A 15,209-nucleotide genomic window follows, 5' to 3' on the forward strand; every position below is an offset into this window, starting at 1 on the left:
GTGTCGTCTTCCACCGCCGCGTCCCGGACCGCACCGATAGCCGAAGCGGCCCCGCTGTCCCTGTGCGCCCGTGAGCCGCACGTCCCCGCCGACCGGCTCGTGGCCGAGATGGTGCCGCCGCCGCGGTTCGACTCGGTCCGCTTCGCGACGTACATCCCGGACCCGGCCCAGCCCAGCCAGAGCGAGGCGGTGCGCGTCCTCGACGGCTTCGCCGCCGGTCTCGGCGGTGCGCAGGCGGCGCCCGCGCGGCGGTCGTTCTTCGGCTTCGGGAAGACGAAGGCCGCCGCGGCGCCCGCCGGCCCCCGCGGTGTGTACCTCGACGGCGGCTACGGCGTCGGCAAGACCCACCTCCTGGCCTCCCTCTGGCACGCGGCCCCCGCCGAGCCCGCCCTCAAGGCGTTCGGCACCTTCGTGGAGCTGACGAACCTGGTCGGCGCGCTCGGCTTCCAGCAGACGGTCCGGACGCTCTCCGGCCACCGTCTGCTGTGCATCGACGAGTTCGAACTCGACGACCCGGGCGACACCGTCCTCGTCTCCACCCTGCTCGGCAAGCTCGTCGACGCGGGTGTGGCGCTCGCCGCGACCTCCAACACCCTGCCGGGCAGGCTCGGCGAGGGGCGCTTCGCCGCCGCCGACTTCCTGCGCGAGATCCAGGGCCTGTCCGCCCGCTTCCGCACGCTGCGCATCGACGGCGAGGACTACCGCCACCGCGGACTGCCCGAGGCGCCGGCGCCGTACGGCGAGGAGCAGGTGACGAAGGCGGCGTATGCCACCGAGGGCGCCTCGCTCGACGACTTCTCGCACCTGCTGGAGCACCTCGCCCGGGTCCACCCGAGCCGGTACGGCGCGCTGACCGACGGGGTGCGGGCCGTGTGCCTGACCGGCGTCGGGCCGGTGCCGGACCAGTCGACGGCCCTGCGGCTCGTGGTGCTCGCTGACCGGCTCTACGACCGCGAGGTGCCGGTGCTCGCCTCCGGAGCGCCGTTCGACCGGCTGTTCGGCGAGGAGATGCTGAAGGGCGGCTACCGCAAGAAGTACTTCCGGGCCATCTCCCGCCTCACCGCCCTCGCCCGTGACGCCAAGGGCCTCGTCCCGGCGTAGCAGAGTCAAACACTCGTACGTCATCGACGAGTTCCGGTCATTCCCACCTCGGTTTTTGGGCTCTTCTTTACCCACAGCGCAAAGTCGGCCCTGCAAACGGGCCGACCGGGATACCGTGGTGCCGCGGCCCCTCGCCGCACGCACCGAGGCCCACCGGCGGACGCCCCGAGCGGGGAAGGAGGCGCATGGTACGAGGTACGACGGTCCGGCTCGCCCCGGCGATTCCCTCCGCCGCCCTTCCGGCCCTGTTGCTCCCCGCCCCCGCCTCGCGTGCCGCCCGGGCCGTCCCCCCGCTGACGTCCAGACCCCCCGCCGCTCCCGCGGCGCTTCGGGTGTCCCGCCACTGAGCGGTTCACCGGGTACGGGCTGACCGTTTCCCTCCCTCACCCACGCCCCGTCGGCCGAGCGCGCCGACGCGGGGTCATGCCGTCGTACCCGCATCTGCCACGTTCTCGTACACCGACGCGCCGTTGGGGCGCGCCAGGAGGAACTGACATATGCAACCCCTCATCGATCTCACCCGTGCCAGGCGGTTTCCGTATCTCAGGCAGGACATCGCCGCCTCCCTGGTCGTGTTCCTGGTCGCGCTCCCGCTGTGCGTGGGCGTCGCCGTCGCCTCCGGTGTGCCCGCCGAACTCGGGCTGGTCACCGGCGTCGTGGGCGGCATCGTCACCGGGCTGATGCGCGGCAGCAGCCTGCAGGTCTCCGGGCCGGCGGCCGGGCTGACCGTGCTGGTCTTCGAGGCGGTCCGGGAGTTCGGGCTGCCGGTCCTCGGCGTGCTCGTGCTCGCCACCGGAGTGCTCCAACTCCTGCTGGGCGCGCTGAAGCTGGGACGCTGGTTCCGGGCCATCTCGGTCTCCGTGGTGGAGGGCATGCTGGCCGGCATAGGCCTCGTCCTGATCGCCGGGCAGATCTACTCCCTGACCGGGTCCCGGGCCCCCGCCTCGGGCCTGCGGAAACTGGCGGGGCTGCCCTGGGCGCTCGCCGACGCCGCCACGAGCCCGCGCGCGCTCGCCTCGCTGGCACTCGGCGCGGGCACCGTCGCCGTCCTGATGGCATGGCGGTGCGTGCCGCGCCGGGTGCGCTCGGTTCCCGGACCGCTCGCCGCCGTCGGTCTCGCCACGCTCGTCGCCGCGGTGTCCGGCCTGCCGGTGGCCACGGTCGAGGTGCGGGGTCTGCTGGGCGCGATCCAGCCGCCGTCGTTGGGCGCCCTCGGCGAGTCGGCGGGCGTGGGCCTGTTCGGCACGGTCGTCGCGTTCACCCTGATCGCGTCCGCCGAGTCGCTGTTCAGCGCGGCCGCCGTGGACCGGATGCACGACGGTCCGCGTACCGAGTACGACAGGGAACTGATGGCGCAGGGTGCGGGCAACACCGTCTGCGGGCTGCTCGGCGCGCTGCCCATGACCGCGGTGATCGTGCGCAGCGCGGCGAATGTGCACGCGGGCGCCAGGACCAGGGCGAGCCGGGTACTGCACGGCGTGTGGCTGCTGCTGTTCGCGGCGCTGCTTCCGTCCGCGCTGGCGTATCTGCCGGTCCCGGCCCTCGCGGGTGTCCTGGTGTACTCGGGCGCCAAGCTCATCCCCGTACGGGAGATCGCGGCACTGTGGCGCGAGTACCGGGGCGAGGCGCTGATCCTCGTGGTCACCGCGGTGTCCATCGTCACGGTCGGCATGTTCGAGGGCGTGCTCATCGGTCTGGCGCTGTCCGTGGTGAAGACCGCGTGGCAGGCCTCGCACATCAAGCTGGAGGTCGTCGACAAGGGAGCGGGTCCCGTGCGGGCGTACCTGTCGGGCAACGCGACCTTCCTGCGGCTGCCGAAGATCCTCGACAGCCTGGAGGCGCTGCCGCGGGACCGGCCGGTCCGACTGGACCTGTCCGGGCTGCACCACCTGGACCACGCCGTCCGCAGGGCCCTGGTCGACTGGGCACAGCGGCACAGCGGGGACGGCACGGAGCCCGTACGGCTGACGCCCGGCCGCTGACGGGCGGTACCGGCCGTCCCTCGCTTCCCCGAACCCGGGGGAATATCGTGGCAAGGGCAGGCACAAGGGACAACCATTGCCAGACCTCTCGGTGAGGGGGTCGTCATGCTCCAGGACCTGGTGAGTGCTCTAGTGGCGGCCGGTGCCGTCGGGCTCCTGTACTTCTGGGCGGCGGCACGGGTCGTCAAACAGTACGAGCGCGGAGTGGTCTTCCGTCTCGGCAGGCTCCTCGGCAGCCCCCGGCCGCCCGGCTTCACCACGGTGATCCCCGTGGTCGACCGGCTGCAGAAGGTCAACATGCAGATCGTGACGCTGCCGGTCCCCGCGCAGGAGGGCATCACGCGGGACAACGTGACCGTGCGGGTGGACGCCGTCGTGTACTTCAGGGTGGTCGACGCGGCGAGCGCGCTGATCACCGTCGAGGACTACCGGTTCGCGGTGTCGCAGATGGCTCAGACCTCGCTGCGCTCGATCATCGGCAAGAGCGATCTGGACGACCTGCTGTCCAACCGGGAGAAGCTCAACCAGGGCCTGGAGCTGATGATCGACAGCCCCGCCGTGGGGTGGGGCGTGCAGATCGACCGGGTCGAGATCAAGGACGTGTCCCTGCCGGACACGATGAAGCGGTCGATGGCCCGCCAGGCGGAGGCGGACCGCGAGCGCCGGGCACGCGTCATCAACGCGGACGCGGAGCTGCAGGCGTCGAAGAAGCTGGCGGAGGCGGCCGGGGTGATGTCCGACCAGCCCGCCGCGCTCCAGCTGCGGCTGCTGCAGACGGTGGTGGCCGTCGCGGCCGAGAAGAACTCCACGCTCGTGCTGCCGTTCCCGGTGGAGCTGCTGCGGTTCCTGGAGCGGTCGACCCATGAGCACGAGGCGGTCCCCGCGAGCGACCAGACACGCTCGGCACCGGCGCCCCCGGTGGACGAGGCACCGGCACCGGCGCCCTCAGTGGAGGCACCGGCACCGGCCTCCGAGGCCGCCCCCGTGTCCCTCACGACCGACACGCCCGGCGACTGACCGCCCGCGACACCCGCCGCCCCGGCCTCCGGCAGGGGTCCGGTGCGCGGCGCCCGCCGGAAAATCCCGCGCGCCGCCGGGCTCCCGCCGCTAGTGTCACCGGCATGCAGCGCGCCTCTATGTGCACGACGACGCCGGAGAGTGTCCCGGCGCGCTGACTGCTGGTCGAGTCCGAAGCCCCGGGGCGAGTGCCCCGGGGCTTCGCCGCGTGGCCGCACTCTCCCTCGATCTCCCGGCTTCGCCCGAGCAGCGGGGTACCACCCGCCACCGAGAGGAGACCCAAGCCATGCACGACCATCGCCGCCTCGGCCGCGAACTGGAGCTGTTCGGCACCGACCCGCTGATGGGCGCGGGCCTGCCGTACTGGCTGCCCGACGGTGCCGTCGTCCGGCACGCCCTGGAGGAGTACATCCGGGATGCCGAGCGCCGCGCGGGCTACCGGCATGTGTACTCGCCGGTGCTCGGCAAGCGCGAGCTGTACGAGCTGTCCGGGCACTGGGCGCATTACAGCGAGGACATGTTCCCTCCCATGGAACTGGGCGGCGAGCAGGCCGTGCTGCGCCCCAGCCTGTGCCCGCACCATGCGCTGATCTACCGCTCCCGCGCCCGCAGCTACCGTGAACTGCCGCTCCGCATCGCAGAGTTGGGCGGCATGTACCGTTCCGAGCCATCCGGTGTGCTCGGCGGGCTGACCCGCGTACGGGCGATCCAGCTCAACGACGCGCATGTCTTCTGCACCCTGGAGCAGGCGGTCGAGGAGGCGGAGAGCGCGCTGCGGATGATCGGCGAGGCGTACGCGGCGCTCGGCATCCGGGCGGCCCGCCACCGCCTGTCGCTGCCAGGCCCGGGCGGCAAGTACGTCGCGGACCCCGAGCTGTGGCGCCGGGCGTCGGCGATGCTGCGCGAGGTCCTGGACCGCGGTGGCATCGCCTACGAGGCCGCGGAGGGCGAGGCCGCGTTCTACGGCCCCAAGATCGATGTGCAGATCGCCGATCCGGCGGGCCGCGAGTCCACCCTCTCCACCGTGCAGATCGACTTCCACCAGCCGGAGCGCTTCGGCCTGCGCTACATCGGCGCCGACGGCGCCAGGCACCGCCCGGTGATGGTCCACCGCAGCGTCATCGGCAGCCTGGAGCGGGCCGTCGCCCATCTGCTGGAGGCGCACGGCGGGGCCTTCCCGGCCTGGCTGGCGCCCACCCAGGTGGTGGTCCTGCCCGTCTCGGACGCCGAGTCGGAGCAGTCCGCGCGGCTGGTGCGCCGCTGCGCCGACCGGGGTCTGCGGGCCCGGCTGGCCGCCCCCGGGGAGGGCACCCTGGGCGCGCGCGTCCGGGCGGCGCGCCTGGTTCCCTACCAGGCGGTGATCGGTCCCGAGGAGGCCGCCGGCGAGCAGGTCGCGCTGCGGCTGCGCGACGGCCGCCGCCTGGCCCCCCAGCCCGCCGGGGAGGTGCTGCACCGCATCGAGGCCCTCGTCGCCCGGCGGGACACCCGCCTCTGGGACCGCTAGCGCGAGCCCGCCCGCCCGGCGCACCATCGGGGGAAGCGACGGGAAGAGATCCACCATGGCGAAGAAGCACGACGAGACTCCCCTGCGTGGTCTGCTCCGGCTTCCCGTCGGGGAGTCCGTCGACCTGTCGGCGCACGACGCCCGCGCCACCCCCGGCAGGCCCGGGGGCAAGTCCGCCGGGCGCGCGGCCACCGCCCGGCTCGGCAAGGACCTCGCCGGCCTGCAGGAACGCCTGTGGGCCGCGGCGACCGCCGGGGACCGCCGCCGGATGCTGCTGGTGCTCCAGGGCATGGACACCAGCGGCAAGGGCGGCGCGGTCAAGCACGTCATCGGCCTGTTCAACCCGGCGGGCTGCCGTATCCACGCCTTCAAGGCTCCGACGCCCGAGGAGCGGCGGCACGACTTCCTGTGGCGCGTCGAGAAGGCGCTCCCGCAGCCCGGCGAGATCGGCATCTTCGACCGCTCGCACTACGAGGACGTCCTGATCGCCAAGGTCCGCTCCCTGGCCCCGCGGGACGAGATCGAGAGCCGCTACGACCGGATCAACGCCTTCGAGGAGGCCCTGGCGGACGATGGCGTCACGCTTGTGAAGTGCTTCCTGCACATCTCCTACGACGAGCAGCGCCGCCGTCTGCTGCGGCGCCTCGACAGACCGGACAAGCGCTGGAAGTTCGACCCCCGCGACATCGAGGAGCGGGCCCTGTGGCCGGTGTACCGGCAGGCGTACGAGACGGCCCTGACCCGCTGCGCCACTCCCGCGGCCCCCTGGTACCTGGTCCCCGCCGACCACAAGTGGTACCGCAACTGGGCCGTCGCCGGACTGCTGCTGGAACACCTGCGGGAGCTGGACCCCCGCTACCCCGAGGCGGACCTCGACGTGGCGGAGTGCCGGGCGCGGCTGCTGAAGGAGCCCTGAGCGGCACGCGAGCGCGCCGGCGGCTCACCGCAGCCAGCGCCTGCCCCGGACGAACGGCAACCGTGCCCAGGCCCGGCCCAGGCCCCAGGTGTCGCCGGAACAGGTCAGGGCCAGGGCGATGAGGGCCAGGGCGTAGACCGCGTGGTAGTCGACGACCGGGTTGGTCGACATGCTCGGCGCCCCGGCGGAGGTGTGCCGAGCCGGTGGCCATTCGGCCATCCACATGAGGACCAGCATCGCGGCGCCCGCGACGGCCGCGGGCAGCAGCGCGACTCCCACCACGAAGGCCACGCCGACGGCGATCAGGCCGATCATGAACAGCCAGTCGGCCCAGGCGGCTCCGGCCCAGTCGTGGAACGTGGACTCCAACGGCCCCACCTCGACACGGTCGAGGTAGCCCTTGGTGGGGGACCCGCCCTTGAACCAGGCCCTCTCGGAGGGAGTGGCGTACCCCCAGCCGAAGGCCTTGTCGGCGAAGGCCCACAAGAAGACGAAGCCGAGCGCGAGACGCAGCAGGGCCAGGGCCCGGCTCCCGGCCGGAGTCATCACGGCACCGCGCGCGGCGGTGGCGTGAGCCCGGCGCCGGGACACCCGTGGACCCTCCTCCGGCGTCCTTCCCTCTGCGGTCATGGGCGCGGTCTCCTCCCTGCCGGCCGGCATCGGCGCGCGAACGGATCCCGTCACCATTGAGTACCGGGCCCGACCGGTACGCGACACGGGGACCCGGTGTCCAGGGCGGACGAGCGGCCGAAGCGGCGGGTGGCGCGTGCGATCGGGCGCTGGGCCGGGCCTCGGCCGGGCGGGTGACGTCACGGATGTTCCCGTCCGGCACCCGCGAGAGGTGGGATGCTGATCCGATTTTCCTGGTTACGTTCGCCCGGTGATCACATCTGTACGGCGTACCGCCGCCGTGTGCGTCCTGGGCGCGGCACTGGCCGCCTGCGGGGCCTCCGGCACGCCGCAGCGCACCGCCGCGCCGTCCGCGCCCTACCCGGCGGCCGTTCCCAGGACGGCCACGCTCGCGCCCGGACCCGGCGGGCTGACGCCCGTCTTCACGAACGCGCCACGGCTCGGCAAGACGGTCGCCCTCACCTTCGACGCGGACATGACCGCGGACCAGGGTCCCCGGGCGGCGGCCGGCGAGCACTTCGACAACCCCGGGCTGATCGGCGCGCTGCGGGCGCTGAGGGTGCCGGCGACGGTGTTCATGACGGGACGGTGGGCCGAGCAGTACCCCGATGAGGCCCGGGCGATCGCGGCGGACCCGCTCTTCGAAGTCGGCAACCACTCCTACAGCCACTACTCCTTCACCCCGAGCTGCTACGGGCTCCCGGTCCTGCCGCGGCAGCGGATGCGCTCCGACGTGGAGCGTGCCTTCACGGCCCTGCGCGCCGCGGGCGTGACCCACCCGATGCCGTACTTCCGCTTCCCCGGCGGCTGCTACGACGACCAGGCGTTGCGGGCGATCGGCGCGCTCGGTGTCACCGCGGTGCAGTGGGACGTGGTGAGCGGGGACGCGTTCGCGACGCACGCGGACGCCGTCGCACAGCAGGTGCTGGACGGGGTACGGCCCGGCTCCGTGGTCGTCCTGCACTGCACGCGCAGCGCCGCCCCGGTGACCGAGGACGCGGTCCGCACGGTCGTGCCCGAACTGCGCGAGCAGGGCTACCGCTTCGTCAAGGTCTCCGCACTGATCGAGGCGTCGCACGAGCGGCGGCAGAAGGGCGGCAGGGGCGGGAACGGGAACGGAGACGGGGACGGAGACGGGGACGGCGGCACGGGACCGGCGCGGCGGCCTACGCCGGGGTCATGAGCGATGACCGCGCGACGGGGACGGGCGAAGTGGCGGACGGGCCGGACCGGACGCCGTTCGCCGAGTGCGTGCTGTACCGGGAGCCGACGGAGTACCCGGAGTCGTCCAGGAGGACCACTCTGTGCCCGGTCTGCGAGTGGCAGGAGGCGCGGCGCACGGCCTGCTCAGGGTGACCGGCCGTCCTCAGGACGCACGGCGCTCGGTGAGCGCGCAGGCCACCGCCATGGCCGCCGCCGTGCCCAGCGCGGCAACGGCGAGCGGCAGCAGCGGGACCGGCACCCTGGACCTCTGCGAGCCGGTCACCAGAGCGCCGACCGCCGCGTGCGCCGGGGAGCCGCTCACCACCAGCGCGAGCAGGGCCGCGAGCATCAGCGCGGGGACGGCACGCCCCCGCGAGCGCAGCACCGGCCAGGTCGTCAGCGCGCCGACAGCCGTGCCGAGCAGCGCGCACACCACCGCCGCGATCAGTCCGGCACCGGCGGACCGGATCGCGGGTACCGGGATCCGGTGGTCGGCGCCGGTATGGCTGCTGATGAGCGTGACCACAGTGGTCGCAGCCGCACCGAGGGCGGCCGAGGCGCCCAGTGCGACGAGCAGACACGCCAGGTGGGCACGCCCGGGCCCGGCCGCCGCGCCGAGGCAACTCCGGGCAGCGGGCGGCTCGTTGGTCACACAGATGCGGACGAGCCAGGCAGCGACGGGCAGCAGGGCGGCGGCAGCGTACCCGAGCGAGTCCAGCACGGGCTGCCCGCCCTGGACGCCGATCGCGAGGAAGACGGCGTACAGGAGGAACGGGGGAAGCCAGCGCTGGGAGCGCAGAAGGAGGGCGGTCTGGTAGCGCAGGAGCGGGATCATCGGCGATTGTCGGCCTCTGGTTCTGGTGCGCGGGGTGCGGCGTCGGCAACGAGGGGCGCGGCGGGGCCCAGGCCCACCACGTGCCAGGGTGGCCGTGCGCCCAGCAGGGTGCGCAGCAATACGTCGGAGTGGCTCGCCGGCACGGTGAGACGCAGGGTGCCGGAGGGGGTCCGGGCCACCGACGTCGTCACCGCCAGCGCGTCGGCGGGCGGTTCGGCGTCGGCCGCTCCCCGAGCCTCGACGACCACGGACGGTCCGGCCGGGGACGGCGAAGTCCGGTGATCCGGCAGCGGATCGAGTCCCCCGCCGCCCACGCGGTACGCGGCGTCGGCCGCCCCCGCGAGCCGGTGCGGATCATGGTCGACGAAGACGCCCGCGGCGCCGACGGCGGTGCGCTCGGCGACCGCACGGTCCAGTTCCGCGCGGGCGCCGTCGTCCAGACCGGTCCATGCCTCGTCCAGGACGAGCAGGTCGGGCCCGGCCAGCAGGGCCTGGGCGACGGCGACCTTCTGGCTGCTGCCCTTGGAGAGTTCCGCCATCGGCGTCCGGGCGTACACGGCGGCGCCGAAGCGTTCGAGCCACTCCTCGGCGGCGCGGGCGGCTGCGGGCCGGGACAGGCCGTGGACGGTGCCGAGGTGGGTGAGATAGCCGGACGCTGTGAAAGGAAGGGCGGCCGGGAAGCGTTCGGGGACGTACGCGGTGCGCGGACGCCCGGTGATGCGGCCCTCGGTGGGCGCGTCGATACCGGCGAGCACGCGCAGGAGGGTGGACTTGCCGCTGCCGTTCGCACCCTCGACACGGACCAGCGAGCCGGGTGGCACCGTGAGGTCGACGCCCCGCAGCACCCAGGGGCCGCGGAGGCCGTAACGGCGGCCGACGCCCGTCAGACGTAGATCACGGTGCACGGGGGCATCCTCGCGCACCTGGAGGAAGGCACGTAAGGGGATTGCGCGGCCTCCGTGCCCCGACGGCCCGATCTTGCGCCTGGCAGACTGGACGCCGTGAGCAGTGACCGGACTCCGGCCGCCGCGGCGGCCTCTCCCCAGAACGGTCCCGTCCGCGCGGAGCGCAGCGCGCGCGGCGAGGCGCCGCAGTTCGTGCTGCCGCTGGTCGTGCGTATCGAGCGCGCCGCTCCCCCGGCGCGTACGGACGCGCTGGAGACCGCGGCACGTGCCGTGCTCGTGATCCTCAGCGACGAGCGCTCGCTCGGTGAGGGCGAGTGGGCCCGGGCGATGCGGGACTGGCAGGACGCGCGGATCCGCAAGGTGGTGCGGCGGGCCCGCGGCGCGGAGTGGCGGCGCGCCGCGGCGCTGCCGGGCATCACCGTGACGGGCAAGTCGGCGGAGGTGCGCGTCTTCCCGCCCGTCCCGCTGGACGGCTGGCCCAAGGACCTGGCCCGGCTGCAGGTGTCGGGCACGGACCTGGACGACCCCGAGCCACCGGTCGAGGCCGGCCCCGAGGCCCCCGTGCTGTGGCTGAACCCGGAGCTGGAGATGTCTGCGGGCAAGGCGATGGCCCAGGCCGGTCACGGCGCCCAACTCGCCTGGTGGGCCCTGCCCGACGAGGGGCGCGCGTCCTGGCGCGACGCGGGCTTCACCCTCGCCGTCCGCACCGCCGCCCCCGAGCGGTGGCGCGAACTCACCGGCTCGGGGCTGCCGTTGGTGCGGGACGCGGGGTTCACGGAGATCGCCCCCGGCAGCTGCACGGTGGTGGCGGACCATCCGGCCCTGCGCCGGGTCGCATCCCGCGAGGTGTGAGCGATCATGTGCTTCGCCCTCCGGTAACCGGCTCGCGATGCTCTTCCCCGTCGGCGCGGCACGCGAAGCGGCCCGGTCAGGGGCCGGGAGTGCCCCAGCCGGTCGGAGTGCCCGGCGCGAGCTGCGAGTTCCGGTCCGTTGACCGGCTGCACCACCCGGCGGGACGCCATCGGGCGCCGGGCCTGACGGGCCCGCGGCGCGCACCGGCGCCCCCGGCACTCGTCGGCGCCCGTGCGGCGGCGGGCAGCGCGGAGGCAACCTCAAATGTTGCTCTGAACGTCCCCGCAGAGGGGTTCGGGGCGGGCGGCCGGGGCCATGACTCGGTCACACCGGCAGCGGCAGCCCGTCGACGGGGACGTGGGGCCACCGCGGTGCGGTCGAGGACCGCACCCCACGTCCCGGTGGATCCGTGTGGGAGGGGACGATGAAGCGACTGGGAACCGGCATCGGATGGCGGCCGGAGATCGCCGGCGCCGTGGAGCGCATGCCGGGCGTCGACTGGGTGGAGACCGTGGCCGAGAACGTGTGCCCCGGGCATCTGCCCGAGTCGCTGCGGCGCCTGCGCGAGCGCGGTGTCACGGTCGTCCCGCACGGTGTCTCCCTCGGCCTCGGCGGCGCCGACCGCCCCGACGAGGCACGGCTGGCCGCCCTCGCGGAGCGGGCCGAGGCGCTGGGCTCGCCGCTGGTCACCGAGCACATCGCGTTCGTGCGGGCGGGCGGCCCGATGACCGCGTCGCCCACGATGGAGGCCGGGCACCTGCTTCCTGTCCCGCGCACCCGCGACGCGCTGGACGTCGTGTGCGAGAACATACGCATCGCCCAGGACGCGCTGCCGGTGCCGCTCGCCGTGGAGAACATCGCGGCGCTGATCTCCTGGCCGGGCGAGGAGATGACGGAGGGTCAGTTCCTGTACGAGCTGGCCGACCGCACCGGCGTACGGCTGCTGATCGATGTCGCGAACCTCCACACCAACCACGTCAACCGGGGTGAGGACCCGGCCGGGGCACTGGACGAGCTGCCCGTCGAGGCCATCGCGTACGTCCATGTCGCGGGCGGCTTCGAACGCGACGGCGTCTGGCACGACAGCCACGCCCACCCCGTGCCCCGGCCGGTCCTCGACATACTGGCCGACCTCGCGTCCCGCGCCACGCCGCCCGGTGTGCTCCTGGAACGCGACGACAACTACCCCGAAGCGGCCGAACTGGAGCGGGAGTTGGCCGCCATCCGGGAGACGGTGGACACGGCGGTGGTGACCGCGGGACGGCGGCCTGCCGCGCCGGGGGCGGCGGACGGCACCACGGCGGGCGCCGCGGGCGGCGACACCGGCCCCGCCCGGCAGCGGATCGCGCTGGCCCAGGCCGCGCTGCTGTCGTCCCTCGTCGCCGGCACGCCCGCGCCCGAGGGGTTCGACCGGGTGCGGCTCGGGGCGCAGGCGCGCGCCCTCGCCGCCAAACGGGCCGGCGTCGTGGCGAAGGTCGCGCCGGAGCTGCCCGGGATCCTCGGGGAGGCGTACCGGGACACCTTCCTGGCGTACGCAAAGGGCCGTCCGATGACCGGCGGCTACCGCCGTGACGCCCTCGACTTCGCCGGGCATCTGCTGCTCGCCGGGCGGCCCGAGGACGCCGAGGCGCGGCGCCGGCTGCGTGCCTGGTGGCTGGAGCGCTCCGGCCCGACCCCGCCGTCCCGGCATCCCGCGGCCCGGCTGGCCCGGGCCGCTCGCCGGGTCCTGCTGCGACGCTGAGCGGAGCGGATCTCCGCGCCAGGGGCAGGGGACGCCGAGGGCACGGGACGGTGCCCGTGCCCCGGTGGGCGCGGTCAGGCGAGTCCGGCGACGAGTTCCGCGACCGACTTGCGGCGGCCCGTGAAGAACGGGATCTCCTCGCGCACGTGCCTTCGCGCCTCCGCGCCGCGCAGATGGCGCATGAGGTCGACGATGCGGTACAGCTCGTCGGCCTCGAAGGCCAGCAGCCACTCGTAGTCGCCGAGGGAGAACGACGCGACCGTGTTGGCCCGCACGTCCGGGAAGCCACGGGCCATCTTGCCGTGGTCCGCGAGCATGCGGCGGCGGTCCTCCTCCGGCAGCAGGTACCACTCGTACGAGCGCACGAAGGGATAGACGCTGACGTAGTTGCGCGGCGTCTCGTCGGCGAGGAACGCCGGGATGTGCGAGCGGTTGAACTCGGCGGGGCGGTGCAGCGCCATGTTCGACCAGACCGGCGTCAGCGCACGCCCCAGCCTGGTGCGGCGGAAGAGGTTGTACGCCTCCTGCAGCTGGTCGCTGCTCTCGGCGTGCCACCAGATCATGAGGTCGGCGTCGGCGCGCAGTCCGGACACGTCGTACGTGCCGCGGACGGTCACGTCCTTCGCGGCGAGCTGGTCGAACAGCTCCTGGACCTCGTCGGCGTAACCGGCGCGGTCCTCGGGCAGCAGGTCCTTCAGCCTGAAGACGGACCACAGCGTGTAGCGGATGACCTCGTTGAGGTCCTTGGCCAGCTTGCCCTTGTTGGGGATCCTGCCGGACTCGGTGGTGGGGGCGTCGTCGCTCATGCGCCTATTCTCCTGCTCCTCCGTGAAGGCTCTGCACCGGGTGGGCGGTGAGCTCCCGCGCTCCGCCCAGGTCGCCGTCGAGCTGGTCCACGGCGGCGTTCGCGCTCGCGATGCAGGCGGGGATGCCGACCCCGTCGTACGCCGCGCCGCACACGGCGAGTCCCGAGAGCCCGGCGATGTGCTCGCGGACGCGGGCCACGCGCGCGTGGTGGCCGACCGGGTACTGCGGCAGGCCGTCGTGCCAGCGGGTGACGCGGGTCTCCAGCGGCGTGGCGTCCAGGCCGGTCGCCTCCCGCAGGTCGCCGCGCGAGACGGACACGAGGTCGGCGTCCTCGTGCTCCAGGATCTCCGTCTCGCCGTAGCGGCCGAGGGACGTCCTGAGCACGACCACGTTCGGGTCCTCGTCGGCGAGCCAGCCCCACTTCTGGGAGGCGAAGGTCGACGCCTTGATCGTGTGCCCGTCGACCGGCGGCACGAGGAAGCCGCTGCCCCCGGGCAGGGTGACGTCGGCGCGGTCGTAGGCGAGGGTGACGAGGGCCATGGAGGCGTACTCGACGGCGCGCAGTTCCGCGGCGGCCCCGGGGGACACGGTGCTCAGCAGACGGGCGGCCTCGGGAGCGGGAACCGCGAGGATCACCGCGTCCGCCCGCAGCGGGTCGTTCCCGACCAGCACCTCCCAGCCGTCGGGGGTGCGGTCGAGCCGGTCCGCCGTGGTCTTCAGCTGGATGTCGCCGCCCCGTGCCGCCACCGACTCGGCGACGGCGAGCGGAAGCGTGCCGACACCGCCGTGGAGGCCCATGAACACCGGGCCCGTCTGCGGGGCCGCGACCGCCTTCTCCTGCATCTCCCGGACCGCTTCCGTCAGCGAGTCGTGCGTGCGGGCCGCCTGGAAGAGCTGCGGCACCGCCGAGCGCATCGAGATGCGGTACGCGTCACCCGCGTACACCCCGCCGAGCATGGGCTCCACGAGGCGGTCGACGACCTCGCGGCCGAGTCGCTCCGCCACGTACTCCCCCACCGCCACATCGTCGCCGACCTCCGTGCGCGGCAGCTCCCTCTCGCGCTGGATGCGGCGCACCCCCTCCTCGGACAGCACGCCGGACAGGGCGGACGCGGTACCGGGGACGCCCATGACATGCCCCTTGGGCAGGGGACGCAGCACACCGCGGGTCCACAGGGAGGCGGTGGCGGTGGCCGGCGCCTGGAGGCTGTCCGCGAGGCCCACCTCACGGGCGAGCGCCACCGCCTCGGGCCGCCGCGCCAGCATCGACTCGGCGCCGAGGTCGACCCGCACACCCGCGATCTCGCCGGGCAGCAGCTTGCCCCCGACCCGGTCCGACGCCTCCAGCACCGTCACGCGCGCGCCGCGCTCCAGCAACCGGTGGGCGGCGGACAGGCCCGCGATCCCGCCTCCTATGACGACGACGTGCCGCGCGCCCGCGCGGTTCTCCGTAGCGCTCATGCCCCCCAGCCTCTCAGACCCGATAGGCCCTCCCCCATGGGCCAGGTGTCCCTGCCGAGTCCCGAACGTGACCCCATTGGGACCGGATCCGGCCAACGTTCCGCGCGGGCCCGGCGTCGAAGAGGCGTCCGTCACGACGACCCTCGGGGGTAGGACCACATGCACACTCCTCCACGTTCGGTACGACCGGTCAGGATGCTGGCCGCGGCGCTGCTCGCCCCCACCCCGGCTCTCGACGGGGACGGCGGCGCCGGC

At 74.0% G+C, this 15,209-nt stretch carries 14 protein-coding genes; 9 read left to right on the forward strand and 5 right to left on the reverse strand.

Annotated features, from left to right (window positions below; genetic code table 11):
- The 5 genes from zapE to ACFSL4_RS21370 all read left to right on the forward strand — a co-directional run bounded on the left by zapE (position 1) and on the right by ACFSL4_RS21370 (position 6,520).
- A complete protein-coding gene (zapE, locus tag ACFSL4_RS21350) occupies positions 1–1,101 on the forward strand; it encodes a cell division protein ZapE (RefSeq protein WP_381085206.1) in 1,101 nt (366 codons plus the stop codon).
- 497 nt (positions 1,102–1,598) lie between these two features.
- A complete protein-coding gene (locus tag ACFSL4_RS21355) occupies positions 1,599–3,083 on the forward strand; it encodes a SulP family inorganic anion transporter (protein ID WP_381085209.1) in 1,485 nt (494 codons plus the stop codon).
- Positions 3,084–3,188: 105 nt separating this feature from the next.
- Complete coding sequence (locus ACFSL4_RS21360; protein WP_381085212.1) at positions 3,189–4,100, forward strand: slipin family protein; 912 nt, start codon at positions 3,189–3,191, stop codon at positions 4,098–4,100.
- A gap of 208 nt (positions 4,101–4,308) precedes the next feature.
- Entirely contained in the window at positions 4,309–5,604 is a 1,296-nt protein-coding gene (gene thrS / locus ACFSL4_RS21365; RefSeq protein WP_381085214.1) for a threonine--tRNA ligase, read from the forward strand.
- 55 nt (positions 5,605–5,659) lie between these two features.
- Entirely contained in the window at positions 5,660–6,520 is an 861-nt protein-coding gene (locus ACFSL4_RS21370; RefSeq protein ID WP_381085217.1) for a PPK2 family polyphosphate kinase, read from the forward strand.
- 24 nt (positions 6,521–6,544) lie between these two features.
- Here ACFSL4_RS21370 and ACFSL4_RS21375 read toward each other — a convergent pair whose 3' ends face one another.
- On the reverse strand, positions 6,545–7,150 hold the full coding sequence (locus ACFSL4_RS21375) for a hypothetical protein (protein ID WP_381085219.1): 606 nt from the start codon (positions 7,148–7,150) through the stop codon (positions 6,545–6,547).
- 250 nt (positions 7,151–7,400) lie between these two features.
- Between ACFSL4_RS21375 and ACFSL4_RS21380 the strand changes: the two genes are divergently transcribed.
- The gene (locus tag ACFSL4_RS21380; RefSeq protein WP_381085222.1) at positions 7,401–8,333 is read left to right on the forward strand and encodes a polysaccharide deacetylase family protein; all 933 of its coding nucleotides are present in this window, start codon (positions 7,401–7,403) and stop codon (positions 8,331–8,333) included.
- Positions 8,330–8,506: a hypothetical protein gene (locus tag ACFSL4_RS21385; protein ID WP_381085225.1), complete on the forward strand. Its 177-nt coding sequence runs from the start codon at positions 8,330–8,332 to the stop codon at positions 8,504–8,506. Before ACFSL4_RS21380 ends, ACFSL4_RS21385 begins: the two co-directional genes overlap by 4 nt.
- A gap of 10 nt (positions 8,507–8,516) precedes the next feature.
- Here ACFSL4_RS21385 and ACFSL4_RS21390 read toward each other — a convergent pair whose 3' ends face one another.
- Positions 8,517–9,188, reverse strand: a complete 672-nt coding sequence (locus tag ACFSL4_RS21390) for an ABC transporter (protein ID WP_381085228.1) — start codon at positions 9,186–9,188, stop codon at positions 8,517–8,519.
- Entirely contained in the window at positions 9,185–10,093 is a 909-nt protein-coding gene (locus ACFSL4_RS21395) for an ABC transporter ATP-binding protein (RefSeq protein WP_381085231.1), read from the reverse strand. Before ACFSL4_RS21395 ends, ACFSL4_RS21390 begins: the two co-directional genes overlap by 4 nt.
- A gap of 96 nt (positions 10,094–10,189) precedes the next feature.
- Here ACFSL4_RS21395 and ACFSL4_RS21400 point away from each other — a divergent pair, with 96 nt between their 5' ends.
- Both ACFSL4_RS21400 and ACFSL4_RS21405 read left to right on the forward strand, forming a co-directional pair.
- Positions 10,190–10,945, forward strand: a complete 756-nt coding sequence (locus ACFSL4_RS21400; protein ID WP_381085234.1) for a peptidyl-tRNA hydrolase — start codon at positions 10,190–10,192, stop codon at positions 10,943–10,945.
- Between the two features lie 424 nt (positions 10,946–11,369).
- Positions 11,370–12,686, forward strand: a complete 1,317-nt coding sequence (locus tag ACFSL4_RS21405; RefSeq protein ID WP_381085237.1) for an MbnB/TglH/ChrH family RiPP precursor modification enzyme — start codon at positions 11,370–11,372, stop codon at positions 12,684–12,686.
- A gap of 74 nt (positions 12,687–12,760) precedes the next feature.
- Here the strand turns inward: ACFSL4_RS21405 and hemQ are convergent, their stop codons facing one another.
- Both hemQ and hemG read right to left on the reverse strand, forming a co-directional pair.
- Positions 12,761–13,492: a hydrogen peroxide-dependent heme synthase gene (gene hemQ, locus ACFSL4_RS21410; protein ID WP_381085240.1), complete on the reverse strand. Its 732-nt coding sequence runs from the start codon at positions 13,490–13,492 to the stop codon at positions 12,761–12,763.
- Positions 13,493–13,496: 4 nt separating this feature from the next.
- Positions 13,497–14,954, reverse strand: coding sequence for a protoporphyrinogen oxidase (gene hemG, locus ACFSL4_RS21415; protein ID WP_381085243.1), 1,458 nt, complete (start codon positions 14,952–14,954; stop codon positions 13,497–13,499).
- Positions 14,955–15,209: the final 255 nt, after the last annotated feature.

The organism is Streptomyces caeni, assembly GCF_042678285.1.
Classification (GTDB): Bacteria; Actinomycetota; Actinomycetes; order Streptomycetales; family Streptomycetaceae; genus Streptomyces; species Streptomyces caeni.